Genomic DNA, 17,840 nt, shown 5'->3' with positions numbered 1-17,840 from the left:
ACATTCGTCCACAATAGAGTTGGCATCATGAGCTTTGCCCGTTCGGTCTGGAAGATCCTCGTCGCCATCAAGGATGGCCTTGTCCTGCTGTTTTTGCTGCTGTTTTTTGCGCTGCTCTATGCCGCGCTGGCAGTAAGGCCCGCGCCCGGCATGGTCCGTGATGGCGCGCTGTATCTGCCGCTGGACGGGGCCATCGTGGAAGAAGCAGCGGACGTTTCGGCAACCGACCTGCTTCTGTCGGGCGATGCGCCGCCCACCCAATACGTCAGCCGTGATGTGGCACGCGCGATTGCGGCAGCTGCAGATGACAAGCGGATCAAGGCGGTTGTGTTGGATCTTGAGCATTTCGGCGGCGGGTCATCGGTCCATATGTCACAGATTGGCGTGGCAATGGACAAAGTGCGCGCGGCCAATAAGCCGGTGCTGGTGCGTTCGCTGGTCTATACCGACGATGCCATGCAGCTTGCTGCCCATGCCAGCGAAGCCTGGGTCGATCCGATGGGCGGGGTGGCGCTGACCGGGCCGGGCGGCACGTTTCTGTTTTACAAGGGCTTGATCGACAAGCTGAAAGTCAACGCCCACATCTTCAAGGTGGGCACCTATAAGAGCGCGGTCGAACCTTATTTCCGCAGCGACGCCTCGCCCGAATCGCGCGAGGCGATGAGCGCTGTCTATGGTGCGGTGTGGCAGAACTGGCAGGACGAGGTGAAAAAGGCGCGGCCCAAGGCTGACCTTGCGCTGGTGACGACAGACCCGGCCAAATGGGTGGCCGATGCAGGTGGCGACGCGGCACAGGCGGCTGTGAAGGCCGGGTTGGTTGACCGTGTGGGTGATCGGATTGCCTTTGGTCAGCGTGTCGCAGAACTGGCAGGAGCCGACAATGAAGGGCCACTGGGGTCGTTCAAATCGACCGATCTGAAAGTCTATCTGGCGGACAAGACCGTTTCGGATGCGGGCAAGGCGATTGCCGTGGTCACCGTGGCGGGCGAAATCGTTGATGGTGATGCCGGGCGCGGCGTTGCCGCCGGGGATCGCATTGCCGATCTGCTGGATGGCGTGACCAAGAGTGATGATTACGCAGGTCTTGTGCTGCGGGTCGATTCGCCGGGCGGTTCGGTGATGGCGTCCGAACGTATCCGTGCAGCGGTAGAGCGCGTGCGAGCCAAGGGGCTGCCCGTGGCGGTATCGATGGGCAGCGTTGCGGCCAGCGGCGGGTATTGGGTGTCCACGCCAGCCCAGCGCATCTTTGCTGAGCCCAGCACGATCACCGGATCGATTGGCGTTTTCGCGGTTATGCCCAGCTTTGAAGCCACATTGCCGCAGGCGGGTATCACCACCGACCGGTTCGGCGTGACTCCGCTTTCGGGCCAGCCTGACCTTTTGGGCGGCCTCAATCCGCAAGTCACGGCGTTGCTGCAGGGGCAGGTGGAACAGACCTATGGCCGTTTTCTGGGCTATGTCGCCAAGGCGCGTGGCAAGACTCCGCAGGAAATCGACAAGGTCGCACAAGGGCGCATCTGGGATGGCGGCACGGCGCGGCAGATCGGTCTGGTCGACCAGTTCGGCGGGCTGGACGATGCAGCGGCATGGGTTGCCGGAAAGGCCGGGGCCAAAGAATGGCACATCGCCTTTGTCGAGAGTGAGCCGGATACGCTTTCTGCGTTTCTGACCGAGATGATGGCGGGTGAAGCTGGCCACGCAAAAGCGGGCGCACAGGATCTTGCGGGTGCATTGTCTCGCCAGCAGCAGGGTGTGGCGGCAAGGCTTGAGGCTGATCTTTCCCGATTGATCGGCGGGACGGGCATTCAGGCCTATTGTCTTGAATGCCAGAGTGGCGAAGCCCGCACAGTGCGCCCTGCTGGCGGTGCGCAGGCTTCGTCCGGATGGCTGACTTTACTGTCCCGGTTTCTGCACTGACTGATTCGTTTCAGTCGTGCGGATCAGTGCAAATCACCGGGCGGCACGATTTCCGGTGGGCTGCCCGGCTCGATCACGCCCGGTTCGCTCGGCGAGGTTTCATCAGGATGAATCACCGGTGGGGCTTCATCCGGCGTGATGACTGGCGGCATTTCAGGCGGAGATTGCGGTTCGATTCGGTCAGGTTGGGTAGCCATGTGATGCGTCCTTGCCGTTTGATGTAACAGGCAAACCATCTGGCGACCGGGGCGGTTCCACCAATGTCTTCGCCACACAAATCCAAGGCGCTTGCCCTTTTCCAGCCACTACGATAGGGGCACCGCTCGCTTTTCGCCGGATGCGGGCGTGGCGGAACTGGTAGACGCAGCAGGTTTAGGTCCTGCCATCGCAAGATGTGGGGGTTCGAGTCCCTTCGCCCGCACCAGTCCGCGCGCCGGCGTCCGAGTCAGCTTTTTCCGCGCCAGCAAGCGCGTGACATACATGAAAGTTGGATCAGGATGCAGATCGTCGAAACCACCAACGAGGGCCTGAAGCGCGCCTACACTGTCACCATCCCTGCGGCAGACATTGCCGGCCGGGTTGAAGGTGAAGTCAAGAAGATCGCGCCGCAGATCAAGATGCCCGGCTTCCGCCCCGGCAAGGTTCCCGCCAACCTCGTGCGCAAGATGCACGGCGCGCAGCTTCATCAAGAAGCGCTGCAGACCTCGATCCGCGCTGCGATGGACAAGCTGGTTGCTGACCACAAGCTGCGTCCCGCCATGCAGCCCGCCGTTGCGCTGGGCGAAGGCTATGACGAAGGTAAGGACGCGGAACTGACCGTCGAGCTGGAAGTCCTGCCTGAAATCGCAGCCCCTTCGACCGATGGCCTGAAGCTTGAAAAGCTGACTGTTCCGGTAACGGATGAACAGATCGACGAGGCCGTGCTGCGTATCGCTGCCGGCCAGAAGTCGTTCACCGAAGCCAAGAAGGGCACCAAGGCGAAGGATGGCGACCAGCTCATCATCGACTTCCTTGGCAAGCTTGATGGCGTGGCCTTCGAAGGCGGCACGGCTGAAGATCAAGCGCTGGAAATCGGTGCCGGTCGCTTCATCCCCGGCTTTGAAGAACAGCTTGTCGGTGCCAAGGCTGGTGATGAAAAGACCATCACCGTAACCTTCCCCGAAGATTATCCTGCCGCTAACCTTGCTGGCAAGGAAACCACCTTCGATATCACCGTCAAGGCGGTGAAGAACCCCGGTGAATTCGAAGCGAATGACGAATTTGCCAAGATGCTTGGCCTGGAAAGCCTGGAACAGCTTCGCACTCTGCTGAAGGGTCAGCTTGAACAGGAAACCGCTGGCCTGACCCGCACCCAGATGAAGCGCGCACTGCTGGATCAGCTTGCCGCTGGCCACGATTTCGCCGTGCCGCCGTCGATGGTGGAAGCCGAATTCGAACAGATCTGGGCGCAGCTTGAGCAGGAAGCGCAGCGCGAGGAAAACCCCGAAGAAGCGCTCAAGGAAATCGAATCCGAGAAGGACGATTACCGCAAGATCGCCGAACGTCGCGTGCGTCTGGGCCTGCTTCTGTCGGAAATCGGCCAGGCCAACGGCGTTGCTGTGAGCGCGCAGGAAATGGAAATGCTGATCCGTCAGGCGGCGCAGCAGTACCGTGAACAGGATCGCCAGCGCTTTGTCGATTACGTGCGTTCGGAACCGCTTGCCGCAGCCCAGCTTCGCGCGCCACTGTACGAAGACAAGGTTGTCGACTTCCTGTTCGACAAGGCCGAAGTCACCGAACGCGAAGTGACCCGCGACGAACTGCAGGCCGCGATCGAAGCCGAAGAAGGCGCTGCTGCTGAAGCGGCTCCGGCGAAGAAGGCTGCGCCGAAGAAGAAGGCCGCCAAGGAAGAAGCTCCGGTAGCCGCTGAAGAAGCTGCTGCGGATGAAGCGCCCAAGAAGAAGGCTCCGGCGAAGAAGAAGGCCGCTGCCGAGGACGAAGCTCCGGCTGTTGAAGAAGCTCCGAAGAAGAAGTCCCCGGCCAAGAAGAAGACCGAAGGCTGATCCAATCTGGATCGACCGTGTGATTGCAGGGTCTGACAAGTGGCCCGGTGCGCATCCAGCGTGCCGGGCCACTGCCGTTTTAGCCCAGGTTTTTACGTAGATGCGCGCCGTATGAATGCGCAGTTTGCTGGCGAATTGGCCGGTCGGTCGAAACCCGATCAGTTTGGTGATTCGCAGGTGATTCGCACTGTGTCAGAATCCATCGGCAAGGCCCTCTATCCGGGGAACTGCGATGCACACCGTCCGCAATCGAGTTGCTGCCAAGCCGCGCGTTTCAGGTAGGGCAAAATCGCCCGCCAAACGCACGAACCGACGTGAGCCTGCCTTTCTGTTGAAGCACGGCAATCCGCCCGCTTTTCCGGCAGGGCTGATTATTCCGCCGCCGCGTGGTGCAGTGATTGCAGTCGTGCCCTGGCCCGAAGCGCCTGTGCCGCCCGCTGCGCCCAAACGGAAGCGTCCTGCCAAACAACGCAAGGTATCGTCGGGGCGCAAAGCCGGTCCTGCCAAGCGGCCCGCACCTGTGGCCAAGGCCGCGCGCAAAGCAGCCTCCATGCCCAATCCTCCGGTCGTCATTGCGAACGCCATTCCTGCGAAAGCCGAACCTATGCCCACCGTCGATCTGCTGTCCCGCGCGCTGGCCATGCAGGCAGCCCCTGAGGTTGAACTGCGGGTTGAGGCACGCTCCGTCGTCCCGCCTGCTGATATTATGCAGCCCCTGTCGCGCGCCCAATCGCTGGTAGCCGCAGGCCATAATGGCGGTTTTATCAATGCCATCGGTCACTGGCTTCAGGGCGCAGCGCGCTGGCTTGCCACTTGGCGGGGCCAGCGTGCCAGAATTGCGCAGGCCCGCGCGCGCCATCATGCCTTGCAATCCCGGTTCGAAGCACTTGAAGCCCTTAAGGACGTCGCGGCCGAGCAATCGGTTTAATGCCGTGAATACTATTTCCTAAGACTTTGAACGCAGAGCAGGTTCATTCAGAAATTCTGCAAGCCAGAAATCCTCCAAGGAAGCCCGCGTTGCGTTTTCGTTTTACAGGCATTGCGCTCTTGTTCGCGCTTGGCAGTTTGGCATCACCTTTGTCTGCGCAAGTGATTAACGGGCAGGCGGTAGCGCTTGATGGCGACACGCTTGAGATGACCGGGCAGCGCCTGCGTCTGGTGGAAAGCGATGCGCCTGAACTGCGTCAGACGTGCAAGCGTGATGGGGCCGAATGGGCGTGCGGGGCACAGGCCAGAGATCAGCTTGCCTCCATAATCGCCGGGCAGGAGGTAATCTGCGAAGGGCGGCAGCCCGCGCCCGACAACGCGCTTCTGGCAACCTGCCGCGCGGGCGACGTTCAACTGGCCGAAGCGATGGTGGGCGCAGGTCTTGCGGTTGTGACGCCTGAAGGAGAGGCCACGCTGGCGCACCTTCAGGAGCGGGTAAAGCGGCACCGGCTTGGTATCTGGGCAGGCGATTTCGATTCGCCCGATGTGTGGCGCAAGGCCAACCCCAAAGCGGGGTTGCCGCCTGTCCGCGCTGCCGCAGCCCGAAACGAATCGGGGCGGACAAAGGTCTATCGCAATGCCTTTGGCTGCACAATCAAGGGCAACGACAGCCGCCGAATGGGCGAGTTGATCTATTATCTGCCGGGTATGAAATATTATGATGGAACGCGCCCCGAAGCACTTTTCTGCACCGAGGAGGAGGCGCAGGCCGCAGGTTTCCGCCGTTCGCGTGGCGGATAATCACGTGGATCCCATCTTTTTGTGGCTGCGGTTCACGTCCATCCACGGGTTTGCGCGGATTTGGGGTTAACGCCCTTGAACATCGCGGCATGGCACGCGACATAGGCGGTTCAACCATATGAGGATTCCCATGCTCGACCTGTTCGGCGCGTCCGGCGCCCCCGTCTACGGCAATCAGGGCAAGTTCACCACCGATCCCGTCACCGGCGCGTTGATCCCGGTCGTGGTCGAACAATCGAGCCGCGGCGAACGCAGCTTCGACATCTATTCGCGTCTGCTGCGCGAACGCATCATTTTCGTGACGGGCGAGGTCGAGGACCACATGGCCTCGGTCATCATCGCCCAGTTGCTGTTCCTCGAATCGGAAAACCCGTCGAAGGACATTTCGATGTACATCAACTCGCCCGGCGGCGTGGTGACGGCGGGTCTGGCGATCTACGATACCATGCAATACATCCGCCCGCGCGTTTCTACCGTGTGCATCGGTCAGGCTGCGTCGATGGGTTCGTTCCTGCTGGCGGCGGGCGAACCGGGCATGCGTATTGCGCTGCCCAATGCCCGCATCATGGTGCATCAGCCGTCGGGCGGCGCACGTGGCATGGCTTCGGATATCGAAATTCAGGCGCGCGAAATCCTGCGCATTCGCAAGCGGATGAACGACCTTTACGTGAAGTTCACCGGTCGCACGCTGGATGAAATCGAAAAGGCGATGGATCGCGACACCTTCCTCGAAGCGGAAGAAGCGCTGAAGTTCGGCCTTGTCGACAAGGTGTTCGAATCGCGTCCGACGACTGATGTGGTGGGCGGTGACGAAGGTTCGGGCGGCGCGCCTGCATGATGTTTTGCCCGGCCGGGGCAGCTTTAAGCTTGGCGAAAGGCTTGCTCCGGTAGGGACTTGTTACCTGTTTTCGAGTCCGGTTGATTAATGCCCTTGCGGTAGTAGGATAATCGGGCCGGCCCTTCGTGGAAGGGCGCCTGGGATGGACGAATGACCAAGCTTTCTGGATCGGATACCAAGAGCACGCTTTACTGCAGCTTCTGCGGCAAATCGCAGCATGAAGTGCGCAAGCTGATCGCCGGGCCGACCGTATTCATCTGTGATGAATGCGTCGAACTGTGCAACGATATCATTCGTGAAGAAACGAAGGCCGGGATTGCCGGAAAGAAGGACGGCGGCGTTCCCACTCCGCGCGACATCTTCGAAACGCTGAATGATTACGTGATCGGCCAGGACCGCGCAAAGCGCGTGCTTTCGGTGGCGGTACACAATCACTACAAGCGTCTTAAGCACAGCGGCAAGGGCGGCGAGGTTGAACTCTCGAAGTCGAATATCCTGCTGGTCGGGCCGACCGGTTCGGGCAAGACCCTGCTGGCGCAGACGCTGGCCAAGACGTTTGACGTGCCCTTCACCATGGCTGATGCAACCACGCTGACCGAAGCCGGTTACGTGGGTGAAGACGTTGAGAACATCATCCTGAAGCTGTTGCAGGCCAGCGACTACAACGTCGAAAAGGCGCAGCATGGCATCGTCTACATCGACGAAATCGACAAGATCAGCCGCAAGGCCGAAAACCCGTCGATTACGCGCGATGTTTCGGGCGAAGGCGTGCAGCAGGCCCTGCTCAAGCTGATGGAAGGCACGACTGCCTCTGTCCCGCCGCAGGGTGGCCGCAAGCATCCGCAGCAGGAATTCCTGCAGGTGGACACGACCAACATCCTGTTCATCTGCGGCGGTGCGTTTGCCGGTCTGGAAAAGATCATCGCGGACCGCTTGCAGAAGCGTTCAATCGGGTTTGGCGCCCATGTTGCCGATCCTGAAAAGCGCAAGGTTGGTGAACTGCTGCAAAAGGCCGAGCCGGAAGACCTGCTCAAGTTCGGCCTGATCCCCGAATTCGTCGGTCGCCTGCCGGTAATCGCCACGCTCAACGATCTCGATATCGAAGCGCTGGTGAAGATCCTGAAGGAACCGAAGAACGCGCTTATCAAGCAGTATGCCAAGCTGTTCGAACTGGAAGACGTGGCGCTGACCTTTACCGACGATGCGCTTGAAGCCATCGCCAAGAAGGCCATCGAACGCAAAACCGGTGCCCGCGGGCTGCGTTCGATCGTCGAAGGTCTGCTGCTCGACACGATGTTCGACGTGCCGACCGAAACCGACATTGCCGAAGTCGTGGTCGACAAGGATGTGGTCGAAGGCCGCAAGGAACCTGTTCGCGTCCACAAGGGCAAGGAAGAAGCTGCCGCCTGATCGGCGCTGTTTCGCCCGACTGACATTGCAAACCCCCGGAGGCTTGATCCTTCGGGGGTTTTGCGTTTCGAACTGGTCCAAAAAAACGGCGCACCGCAAATGCAGCGCGCCGTAAGGAATGCGCATCCGGCCGAAGGGAACGAAGAGCCGGCAAGTGTGGGAGGAACCGGGGCGGAGGGGTAGTTCTGACCCGGCCGAAACATCTCCGCCTCAGGAGATGCGCCATTTGCGCAGGGCGGGCGAGGTGTCCTTTGGGACTATTCCCGCATGGGCAGGTCTGGCTGGCAGGTCAGACCGTGTGGTCATCCAGCAGGGTGCATTGTTCCCCATCCAGCGTTTCCACCTGCACCGTCGCATGGCCGATGCCGAAATCGTGTTCCAGCTCGTGCGCCAGATGGTGCAGGAAGGTATCGCCCGGATAGCCGCCGGGCATCACCAGATGCGCGGTCAGCGCGGTTTCGGTGGTGCTCATCGGCCAGATGTGCAGATCGTGGACAGCCTCTACGCCGTTCAGCCCGGTCAGGAATGTGCGGACTTTGCTTTCATCGATGCCCGGCGGCACCGCGTGCAGGCTCATCTTCAGCGAATCCTTAAGCAGGCCCCATGTGCCGATGGCGATCACGCCCACAATGGCAAGGCTGGTGGCCGGATCGATCCACTGCGCGCCGGTTAGCGTGATGAGCAGTCCTGCCACCACCACACCGGCTGATACGGCAGCGTCGGCAGCCATGTGCAGATAGGCACCGCGAATGTTGATGTCGTGGTGCCGTCCGCGCATGAACATCAGCGCAGTGGCCGTGTTGATGATTATGCCAATGCTGGCCACGACCATTACCGGTCCGCCTGCAACGGGTTCGGGTTCGATCAGGCGGCGGATTGTCTCCACCAGAATGGCGCCCAGCGCCACCAGCAGGAAGGCTGCATTGCCCAGCGCGGCAAGGATCGAACTGGATTTGAATCCATAGGTAAACCGCGCCGATGGCGGTCGCGCTGACAGCACGCTGGCGCCCCATGCGATGACCAGCCCCAGCACGTCCGACAGGTTGTGCCCGGCATCGGCCACCAGCGCCATCGACCCGGCAATCACGCCATAGACCGCTTCGACGATCACGAAGGCAAGATTCAACGCAATGCCGATGGCAAAGGCGCGGCCAAAGCTGGCGGGCGCGTGGCTGTGTCCGTGGCCATGGGAATGCCCGTGGCTGTGGGCATGATCGTGATGATGGTGATGATGGATGCCGGACATGCGCTTTCCCTAACGTCTGAGCGTCCGATGGCAAATCGCTTTGATGTGTCAGGGGGCCTGTAAGCCGGGTTCTGTAACGCCGACGGTATCCCACAAGTGGACCGTATCGCCGCTGGCAGCCATTCCTCTAGGCGGACCGTTGCCGGAACGCTCAAGCAATCAACCCGGACTGCTGGCCCGAAACAAGCCTGCCTGCAAGAGGCGCGCAGTCCCTATTCGATCTTGCTCCGGGTGGGGTTTGCCGTGCCGCTTCCGTCGCCGGTCGCGCGGTGCGCTTTTACCGCACCCTTTCACCCTTGCTGTCCTGCGCCGAAGCTCAGGATTAGCGGTCTGCTCTCTGTGGCACTTTCCCTTGACCAGAAGCCTCAGGCCCGGCGGGCGTTACCCGCCACCCTTGTTTCGTGGAGCCCGGACTTTCCTCGGCAGGATCGCTCCTGACGCGGCTGCCCGGCCCCCTGACACGCGCGGTCACCTAGCATGGCCGAGGTCGCGTTCCAACAGCAGTTCGAAAAGAAGCGCGCCGATCTGGCCGTCGACGATTCCGTCGATCCGCTGGGGCCGCCATCGCCGCTGAAACGCGCGCACGGCGGCGGGCTGATCGGTGATGTCATAGCCGAAGCGTTCGAGTGCGAGGAAGAACGCGCCTTCATTGTCGTACAGCAGCCGCATGGTCAGCTTGGGCGTGGGCAGGCACAGGCGATGGCGGGCCAGCACTTCCCACGGGAACAGTTCGCCCGGATCGTCCTTGCGCGCGGGCGCAACGTCGGAATGGCCGACCACGTTGGCGCGTGGAATGTTGTGGCGTTTCACGATGTCGGCCAGCAGCGGCAGCAGCGCCTCAATCTGTTCATCGGTAAAGGGGCGATAGCCGAATTCGTGGCCCGGATTGACCATTTCGATGCCGATCGAGGCCGAATTGACGTCGGTGATGCCGCGCCATGATGACCGCCCGGCATGCCACGCGCGCTTGTCCTCATCGACAAGCTGGGTGACGGTGCCGTCCTCGTCGATCATGTAATGGGCAGAGACTTCCGCCGCTGGATCGCACAACCGATCTAGTGCGGCTTGCCCGGATTCCATGCCGGTATAATGCAGCACGACCATCGAGATCGGCAATTTGCGCTCGTTCCAGTTGGGCGAGGGCACATCGCGATGGACGAGCCAGCGGCGCATAGCGTTCCGGTCGTCCCTCAGGCCGCCGGAAGAACGGCGCCCATGACCAGGCTTTCTGCCGTGACATGGACCTGCACGCCGCCGCCGACCGATGCGGCAAGCTGCTGCACCATGGCCGCAGGAGCCGTGCGGCTGGAAAGTTCTGCTGCGGGCAGGGTACCTTCGAGCGCCTGCCCCACGGTTGCATCGAATGCCACGCGCTGTCCGGCGGCGCGGACGACGATTTCGGTGGTGCCGTCCCGCACTTCTGCGCCGATATCCAGCGTGCCGCCGCGCACCAGCGCATCCAGCCCGATCAGGGCAAGGTTCAGCAAGGTCTTGGCGGCAGGCTTGGCTAGATAGTCCGCGCCGAACATCCAGTTCACCGTGATCCGTCCGTTCGAACCAGCCAGTGCATCGACCAGCGCGCGCGCTTCGCCCACCGGCACCTGATCGCCAAGGCCGCCTGCCGCGCCAAAGGCCAGACGGAAGAACTTAAGCTTGTCAGCCGATGCCTTGGCGCTTTGTTCGAGAAGTTCGAAGCAGCGCTGGCGCATTTCCGGGTCTTTTTCTTCGGCCAGAAGCTCAAGTCCGTTGGAAAGCGCGCCCACCGGGCTGAGCATGTCGTGGCACAGGCGTGAGCAGAGCAGGCTGGCAAGATCGAGAGCGGAGGCGGTCATGTTCAGGGTTCAGCCCTTTTATCTGAAAGTGTTTTGCGCAGGTCACGCCATCGCGCGATTGGGGTCAGCCTTAGCCTTGTGCGACCACATAGGAAAGCGGTTCGAACCCGTCAGGCCCATCGCACCAACACGTAATCGCCTCGCTTGCCACGATCGCCCATATCCGCCCATCGCTCGCCGCGCTGGCGGCATCGATGGCCGAAGGACGCGCAAGGCCGTTGGGGTGCGAATGGAAATAGCCGATTACGTCCGGCCCGGAACCATCGCGCGCGGCGCGGTGGGCAGCAACCAGTGCGGCAGGATCGATCTCGAAATGGCGCGTGCGGTCTGGCGCGACATTGGCGGTCGGCACGCAGGTTTCAATGTGTGAACTATTGCCAAACAGCAGACCGCAAGCCTCGTTTGGCGCGGTGTCGCGCGAAATGGCGAGCATGGATGCGTGGGCGGAATGGCTGATCGTGAGGGCCATGTAACTGATGTGGCGCCTTGGCGCGCAACTGGCAAGGTATCGCCGATTTTGCGGCGTAATCCAAAATGGCGATGTCCGTGCTTGTCCGGATGCCAACAGGTGGGCATCGTGCATGCAAACGGGAGCTATCATGCGCAGGAAAATTGGAACGTCATCCGGCTTTTCGCCGACTCTTGCATTCGCGGGCGTGGCAGGGGTGGCCCTGCTTTCTTTTGGAGTGCCGGCTCATTCGCAGAGTTTTGGCGATTTACTGGGTTCGGCCAAGAAGGTTGCACAGGCTGCAACGATCTCGGACGAGCAGATCGTATCCTACTTCTCGCAGATGTCCGATGAACTGGACCGGCAGAACACGATTCCTCCGGCCAAGAACCCCTATGCCGTTCGCCTGGCCAAACTCACCACGGGGCTGGTCAGCTATGACGGACTGAAGCTTGATATCAAGGCCTACCTCGCCAGCGACGTGAATGCCTTTGCCATGGGCGATGGCACGGTGCGGGTCTATTCTGGGCTGATGGACAAGTTTACCGACGATGAAGTGCGTTGCGTGATCGGCCATGAGATTGGGCATGTGAAGCTTGAGCATGGGAAAAAACGCATGAAACTCGCGCTGCAAAAGGACGCAGCGTTGAGCGTTGCGGGCACAGCCAGCGGCGGCGTGCGCAAGCTTGCCAGTTCGGAACTTGGCGGGCTGATCGGGAATGTGCTGAACGCCCAGCATTCGCAAGCAGCAGAAACTGCGGCTGATGATTACGCGCTGACATTCATGGCCGCTAAAAACTACCCGCAGCCAGCCTGCGCCACTGCGATGGACAAATTGGCGGCACTGGGTGGCGGTGGCGGCATCGGGCTGCTGAAAACCCACCCTGACCCCGCCCAGCGGGCCAAGCGGATGCGTGCGAAGATCAAGTGAGTTTGAGAGTCGGATTGAAAGCTATTTCGTGGAATGACCAGATCTTCCTGCCCGCCGGATAAAGGTTTTGACCGCGGCTGTGAAAGGCCCAGCTGTGGCAGAAGCGATGGTCTGTTCGAAGCCTTCGATCTTGTCGGTGCAACGCATTCTGGCATACGTCTCCGCCGTAGTCCCAACGCCTTGCGTCCCACATAATCGCTCCCCATATCTATAAAGATGGGGGCTTTTGACAGCATCATTGCGGGCACGATTGCCAATGACGGGCAGCGACTGGACAAGGCGCTGGCCGATGTCAGCGGGCTTTCTCGCGAACGGGTGAAGGCACTGTTGGCCGAAGGGCAAATCTGGCTGGGCGGCGCGCTTGCCACGCAGGCTTCGGCCAAAGTTGCGCAAGGCACCAAATTCGAGATTCGCGTGCCGCAAGCCGTGCCGGCCGAAGCGGTGGCGCAGGATATTCCGCTGGCCGTGGTCTATGAAGACGAAGCGCTGGTTGTGGTGGACAAGCCTGCCGGGCTGGTGGTGCATCCGGCGGCGGGCAATGCTGATGGCACACTGGTCAACGCGCTGCTGCACCATTGCCGGGGCCAGCTTTCGGGCATAGGCGGCGTGGCGCGGCCCGGTATCGTGCACCGGATCGACAAGGACACTTCCGGTTTGTTGGTGGTGGCCAAGACCGATGTGGCGCACGAAGGGCTGGCGGCACAATTTGCCGATCATTCGATTGTCCGGGCCTATAAATGCGTGACGGGCGGGTTGCCCGTGCCACCTTCTGGAACAGTGCGCGGGGCGATTGCGCGGTCCAGCCATGATCGCAAGAAGATGGCGTTGGTTGAGGACGGACGCGGCAAGCACGCGGTCACCCATTATCGAACGCTGGCGACGCTGGAGGGGGCGGCGCTAGTGGAATGCAGGCTGGAAACCGGCAGAACCCACCAGGTCCGCGTTCACCTTGCGTCAATCGGTCACGCGCTATTGGGTGATCCTGTCTATGGACGTACACCGCCCAAACTTCGGCCACTGCTTGTACGGCTTGGATTCCAGCGTCAGGCGCTGCATGCAGCCGAACTGGGGTTCATCCATCCTGTCAGCGGCCGCCCTTTGCACTTCGTCAGTGCGACGCCCGTCGATATGCGGGAACTTATCGTCGAACTTTGCGCTGAAGGGCAGGATGCCAAAGTTATGGCAATGGTGTAGACAAGGACTTCGGAGTCGTCCGACAAGAGACTCTGCAATGTGTGGTCCCGCCGCCGGTCGCCCATCAGGGGACTGTCAAAGGGAGCCGACGCGACGAAAGGAAGTGTTCAGGTGAGTAAGGAAAAGAGCGCTGTGACGGTTCCTGCCCTTGGCGGTGAAGCCAGCCTCAACCGCTATCTCTCGGAGATCCGCAAGTTTCCCGTGCTGACGGCTGAGCAGGAATACATGCTCGCCAAGCGTTTTCAGGAACATCAGGATCCCGAAGCTGCCGCCCAACTGGTAACGAGCCATCTGCGGCTCGTGGCGAAGATTGCCATGGGCTATCGCGGATATGGCCTGCCGGTCAGCGAACTGATCTCTGAGGGCAATATCGGCCTGATGCAGGGCGTGAAGAAATTCGAGCCAGATCGCGGTTTCCGTCTGGCGACTTATGCCATGTGGTGGATCAAGGCCTCGATGCAGGAATTTATCCTGCGGTCGTGGAGCCTTGTGAAAATGGGCACCACTGCGGCGCAGAAGAAGCTGTTCTTCAACCTGCGCCGGATGAAGAAGAACCTTGAAGCGTTCGAGGATTCGGACCTGCACCCTGACGACGTGCGCAAGATCGCCACCGATCTTGGCGTACCCGAACAGGAAGTGGTCAACATGAACCGCCGCATGATGATGGGGGGCGATGCGTCGCTCAACGTCTCCATGCGCGAAGACGGCGAAGGTTCGTGGCAGGACTGGCTGACCGACGATCGTCCGCTGCAGGATGAAACCGTGGCAGAGGCTGAAGAGGCAAAGTACCGGCACGAATTGCTTGTGCAGGCTATGGACAGCCTGAACGAGCGTGAACGCCACATTCTGACCGACCGCCGCCTGATTGACGACCCCAAGACGCTGGAGGAACTGTCGCAGGTTTACAATGTCAGCCGTGAACGGGTGCGACAGATCGAAGTGCGCGCATTTGAAAAGCTGCAGAAGGCGATTCAACGCATCGCTGTGGAGCGCAAGCTGATCCCGGCAATGTGACCGTGCGACAAAGCCGGAATGTATGCAAACGGCCGGGCTTGATCGTCCGGCCGTTTTGCTGCTTCAGTCTGCCGCTGTCTTCAGGCTGTGCATGGCAGGGTCGGCGGTAAAGGCTGGCCCGGCAAGGAACCACAGCGCGCGGCGGCCCGGCATGAAGAAATAGCCGCCACCGCGCAAAGTAACGTGGCGTTGGAGCGGATTGATGGTGATCGCGGCATTGCGCCCCGGAATCGTGAAGCGGGCGTTGCGATGCTCGCTGGCGTCCTGTCCGTGATGCATCACGAAGGGGTCGGGTTCGCGTTCCAGCCCGTGGAAGCAGGGTGACCCTAGCCAGGTCTGTTGCACGAATTCGAACTGCCGCTCGATATCGGCGTTGAAGCACATGAACAGCGTGCCCAGCGCGGTCTTGCGCTCCTTGTCCAGATAGGGGCGGCCGCGCCGCAAAAGGCGGTGGCGATTGCTGACGGACAGTTCCACAGGGTCGGTCTGGGCAAGGCTGTCACGCGGGAAGGTGCGGCGCACATGCGCACCAAACGGGCAGCGCTGTCCTTGAGGATCGGCATCCTTGTACAAAAAGGAATTGGCGGCGATCGCATCCTGCCCGGTTTTGAACGCCGGGCGGAACGGGTTGTCGACCAGCGTTGATCCATCGCGCCAGCGGCCCACCATCTTGGCGGCGATCCATTCGCGCGTCCGGGCAAGGTTCCCGGCAAAGGGATTGATGACATCGCCGCTGGCGCAGATCTTGTGTGCCAGACTGTCCAGTTCGGCGTTGAAGCCCGACACATCTTGCCCCAACTGCCGGATCACCAGATAGCTACCGTTGCGGCCAAAATCGCGAACGTGGCTATTTTGCGCTGAAAAATCAGGATATTGGCAGGGTTGTTCATGTGCAGGGGCCGGAAGCACGGTAGGATCAAGGCCTCCCGTGCCGCGCGGACCTTCGACCATCGGTGATGGCGGAAAGTGGCCGCGATTGTCGCTATAGCCCAGAATGAACTCGCCCGGCTCCACGGCATGGACCGGATCGGCTGCGCCGTGGCCGCCCGGAAATCCGCGCACCAGCGGTTGCGAAATGCCGTCGACGAAGCCGAAGGGTTCATCGGAAAGCTCATCGTTGCCTTCGGGCTGTATGGCGGCAAATGTGGCCTTTTCGGGCAACTGATCGCCCTTGTTCCATGCATTCTTGAACGCATCCAGGTCAAAGCTGGACAGTCCGGTTTCGATCTGGCCTGACAACACCAGCCCGGCACCTTTGGCGCGGGCGATTTCGGCATCGATCCTGTGGGCGGCAGCTTCGTCCTTGGCATAGAACAGCAGCGCGACGTGGGCCTTGTCTTCATCCCAGTCCAGTGTGGCCGGATCGCCTAAGGCACGCTTTCGTCCCTCGTCCTGCATGCCCAGCGCAAAGGCGGGCGGGAAACCCTGCGCTGTGCCTGCGCCTTCTGCCTTGCCCAGTTCATCTGCCAGCCCCAGCCGGGCAAGCCCTTGTGCGGAGAAGGCAATGTTGCAAACAAAGCTTTCAGGCGGTTTGTCGCCAAATGACAGCACGTTGTCGCGGATCAGATCGGCCAGCCAGCGGCGCACATGGTCGCGCGGGGTAAAATCGCCCTCGCGTTCGCCGTCAGGGTCAAACCGGAAAGTGACCACGCGGCTGTTGGGGTGGCGACGCAATCCGCCGAACATCAGGGTCTGGATTTCGCCGTATTGCAGGCCGTAATCGGGCCGCGGAATGGTGCCGAACAGGTCCAGCCACGCCTCGGCATCCGATGGCGATGCGCTTACCCGCTGGCGGCAGATCAGCCCGCTGACGATCAGGGCCTGCTTGCGGATCGTGGCGGCGGCAAGGTCAGGGTATGCGGAAAACCAGAATGCGGTGGGCTTCATCGAACAGCGGGCAAACCGCTTCATCCGGTCGCCGTCTTCGGCACCTTTGCAGAACAGCAGGCTGGTGGCGGGAAAGCCTTCGGTGTTGCTCCACACACCCGTAACGCCGCGGGCGGATTTGGTGATGAAGTCTTCCAGATAGCTTTCCCAGCTTCCGCCATAGTTGCTGGTGAACACCAGTTGACGAGTGCCGGGCAGAACCAGCCAGCGCGCGGCGTGGATCGTGCCAATGGTCGACAGAAACCCCGCCCGCATCAGGCCCAGTCGGGCCATGGTGGCTATCGCATTGAAAGCCAGCGATAATGACAGGCGGCGGATGGGCGCGGTGCGTAACCGGGTAACGCTTATCATGTGGTTCTGGACAAAACCGGGTGCGTTTTCGCGCGCGGTGATGGCGGCCAGATTGCGCGGGGAGGGGGTGCGATCAACCGGGGTGTTGGCGGCTTCATCCCGCGCCAGAAGCCAGGCCAGAAACGCTGTCAGCAGAACCGTGATGACCAGTGCAGGGGCAATCGCTCCGGCCATGGCCGTGGGCAAGGAAGCGCCCGTAAGCCACAGAACAGCAACGATTATCAGCCAAGGCAGCGCCACGCTCAACGCCAACAGTTGCCGGGCCGACCACAGCGTTTTCAGCCCCGCCGCCACCAGCCCCTTTGACTGTTCGATGGGCAGCCATGGGGCGCGGGTGGTTTCGGCAAAAAGCAGGTGGGCGCGGCTGTTCATGGCGGGGTGGGTGATGGTGTCACCCAGCTGCCGGACGGCCGCCCGGAACAGCGACTGCGGGCCTAAGCTGCTGTTTTGACGCCGTTCCTGCCGGATGGCTTTACGCGCACGCCACGCAATCACGCGGTTTTCCCGAACCGCTCGAACCGTCAATCCGGGCAAGCCGTTGAACGGGAGGCCGGCGAGTTGGCGGCGTTTGGGGAACGGGGCGGGGGTCAGGGTGTGGCGGTGTTTTTCGAGGAGGGGGAGAACCTGATCGAGACGGTCTATCCCATTGGAAAGGCGCAATATTGGCAGAAGCGCTTCGCCCAGTGCGGCGGCGATGACAGGGGTAGCGTCGGCGGCAGTTCCATCGACCGTGGCTTCGATCAGGATGTGTCCGGGCTTGCCCGGTTCATCCGCCGCGATGGCGTGGAGGCTGAGAAAATGGACGATTCCGGTCTTGCGGAGGCGCCGCGCAAGGTCTGGCCGTGCCGGATTTCCCAAGCATTCCAAAGCGTTCTCGATATCAGCAAAACCGATGCCCCGCCATTGGGTGGAATCGCGCATCGGCACGGCGATGGTCAGGAAGTCCTGCTGAACGGTCACGAATGCTGCTCCCCCAACGAAAAACCTGAACGTCCCTGAACG

At 61.3% G+C, this 17,840-nt stretch carries 16 protein-coding genes, 1 tRNA gene and 1 other RNA gene; 11 read left to right on the top strand and 7 right to left on the bottom strand.

Features of this window, described 5'->3' with window-relative positions:
* Window positions 1–27 precede the first annotated feature (27 nt).
* A complete protein-coding gene (sppA, locus tag OVA07_RS03040) occupies window positions 28–1,917 on the top strand; it encodes a signal peptide peptidase SppA (RefSeq protein WP_268169995.1) in 1,890 nt (629 codons plus the stop codon).
* A 23-nt stretch (window positions 1,918–1,940) separates the two neighbouring features.
* Here sppA and OVA07_RS03035 read toward each other — a convergent pair whose 3' ends face one another.
* A complete protein-coding gene (locus OVA07_RS03035; RefSeq protein ID WP_268169994.1) occupies window positions 1,941–2,114 on the bottom strand; it encodes a hypothetical protein in 174 nt (57 codons plus the stop codon).
* Between the two features lie 142 nt (window positions 2,115–2,256).
* On the opposite strand from OVA07_RS03035, the gene OVA07_RS03030 reads away from it, so the two are divergent.
* The 6 genes from OVA07_RS03030 to clpX all read left to right on the top strand — a co-directional run bounded on the left by OVA07_RS03030 (window position 2,257) and on the right by clpX (window position 7,935).
* Window positions 2,257–2,341 (top strand) — tRNA-Leu (locus OVA07_RS03030).
* Between the two features lie 73 nt (window positions 2,342–2,414).
* Window positions 2,415–3,959: a trigger factor gene (gene tig, locus OVA07_RS03025; RefSeq protein WP_268169993.1), complete on the top strand. Its 1,545-nt coding sequence runs from the start codon at window positions 2,415–2,417 to the stop codon at window positions 3,957–3,959.
* 232 nt (window positions 3,960–4,191) lie between these two features.
* Entirely contained in the window at window positions 4,192–4,887 is a 696-nt protein-coding gene (locus OVA07_RS03020) for a hypothetical protein (RefSeq protein ID WP_268169992.1), read from the top strand.
* Between the two features lie 89 nt (window positions 4,888–4,976).
* Window positions 4,977–5,687 carry a thermonuclease family protein gene (locus OVA07_RS03015; protein ID WP_268169991.1) on the top strand — a complete coding sequence of 237 codons (711 nt, stop codon included), beginning with the start codon at window positions 4,977–4,979 and terminating at the stop codon, window positions 5,685–5,687.
* Between the two features lie 130 nt (window positions 5,688–5,817).
* Window positions 5,818–6,525 (top strand): ATP-dependent Clp endopeptidase proteolytic subunit ClpP, encoded by a 708-nt coding sequence (gene clpP / locus OVA07_RS03010; RefSeq protein WP_268169990.1) that lies wholly within the window; start codon window positions 5,818–5,820, stop codon window positions 6,523–6,525.
* A 150-nt stretch (window positions 6,526–6,675) separates the two neighbouring features.
* Window positions 6,676–7,935 (top strand): ATP-dependent Clp protease ATP-binding subunit ClpX, encoded by a 1,260-nt coding sequence (gene clpX / locus OVA07_RS03005; protein WP_268169989.1) that lies wholly within the window; start codon window positions 6,676–6,678, stop codon window positions 7,933–7,935.
* 289 nt (window positions 7,936–8,224) lie between these two features.
* Here the strand turns inward: clpX and OVA07_RS03000 are convergent, their stop codons facing one another.
* From OVA07_RS03000 to OVA07_RS02980, 5 genes are all read right to left on the bottom strand, one after another.
* Window positions 8,225–9,181 carry a cation diffusion facilitator family transporter gene (locus tag OVA07_RS03000; protein WP_268169988.1) on the bottom strand — a complete coding sequence of 319 codons (957 nt, stop codon included), beginning with the start codon at window positions 9,179–9,181 and terminating at the stop codon, window positions 8,225–8,227.
* Between the two features lie 44 nt (window positions 9,182–9,225).
* Window positions 9,226–9,640, bottom strand: an RNA gene (rnpB, locus tag OVA07_RS02995) — RNase P RNA component class A.
* Window positions 9,641–9,649: 9 nt separating this feature from the next.
* A complete protein-coding gene (locus OVA07_RS02990; RefSeq protein WP_268169987.1) occupies window positions 9,650–10,354 on the bottom strand; it encodes an N-acetylmuramoyl-L-alanine amidase in 705 nt (234 codons plus the stop codon).
* Between the two features lie 17 nt (window positions 10,355–10,371).
* Window positions 10,372–11,013 (bottom strand): histidine phosphotransferase family protein, encoded by a 642-nt coding sequence (locus tag OVA07_RS02985; RefSeq protein ID WP_268169986.1) that lies wholly within the window; start codon window positions 11,011–11,013, stop codon window positions 10,372–10,374.
* 70 nt (window positions 11,014–11,083) lie between these two features.
* Window positions 11,084–11,482: a Mov34/MPN/PAD-1 family protein gene (locus OVA07_RS02980; RefSeq protein ID WP_268169985.1), complete on the bottom strand. Its 399-nt coding sequence runs from the start codon at window positions 11,480–11,482 to the stop codon at window positions 11,084–11,086.
* 196 nt (window positions 11,483–11,678) lie between these two features.
* On the opposite strand from OVA07_RS02980, the gene OVA07_RS02975 reads away from it, so the two are divergent.
* The 3 genes from OVA07_RS02975 (at window position 11,679) to rpoH (ending at window position 14,600) form a co-directional block, all read left to right on the top strand.
* On the top strand, window positions 11,679–12,392 hold the full coding sequence (locus OVA07_RS02975) for a M48 family metalloprotease (RefSeq protein ID WP_268169984.1): 714 nt from the start codon (window positions 11,679–11,681) through the stop codon (window positions 12,390–12,392).
* Window positions 12,393–12,608: 216 nt separating this feature from the next.
* Window positions 12,609–13,586 (top strand): RluA family pseudouridine synthase, encoded by a 978-nt coding sequence (locus tag OVA07_RS02970; protein ID WP_268169983.1) that lies wholly within the window; start codon window positions 12,609–12,611, stop codon window positions 13,584–13,586.
* Window positions 13,587–13,697: 111 nt separating this feature from the next.
* Window positions 13,698–14,600 carry an RNA polymerase sigma factor RpoH gene (rpoH, locus tag OVA07_RS02965; RefSeq protein ID WP_268169982.1) on the top strand — a complete coding sequence of 301 codons (903 nt, stop codon included), beginning with the start codon at window positions 13,698–13,700 and terminating at the stop codon, window positions 14,598–14,600.
* 63 nt (window positions 14,601–14,663) lie between these two features.
* Here the strand turns inward: rpoH and OVA07_RS02960 are convergent, their stop codons facing one another.
* Complete coding sequence (locus tag OVA07_RS02960; protein ID WP_268169981.1) at window positions 14,664–17,210, bottom strand: Dyp-type peroxidase; 2,547 nt, start codon at window positions 17,208–17,210, stop codon at window positions 14,664–14,666.
* Window positions 17,211–17,285: 75 nt separating this feature from the next.
* Here OVA07_RS02960 and OVA07_RS02955 point away from each other — a divergent pair, with 75 nt between their 5' ends.
* Window positions 17,286–17,837 (top strand): hypothetical protein, encoded by a 552-nt coding sequence (locus OVA07_RS02955; protein WP_268169980.1) that lies wholly within the window; start codon window positions 17,286–17,288, stop codon window positions 17,835–17,837.
* Window positions 17,838–17,840 lie beyond the last annotated feature (3 nt).

This window comes from Novosphingobium sp. SL115 (genome assembly GCF_026672515.1).
Lineage (GTDB): Bacteria > Pseudomonadota > Alphaproteobacteria > Sphingomonadales > Sphingomonadaceae > Novosphingobium.
This window is presented reverse-complemented; position numbering and strand designations above follow the sequence as displayed.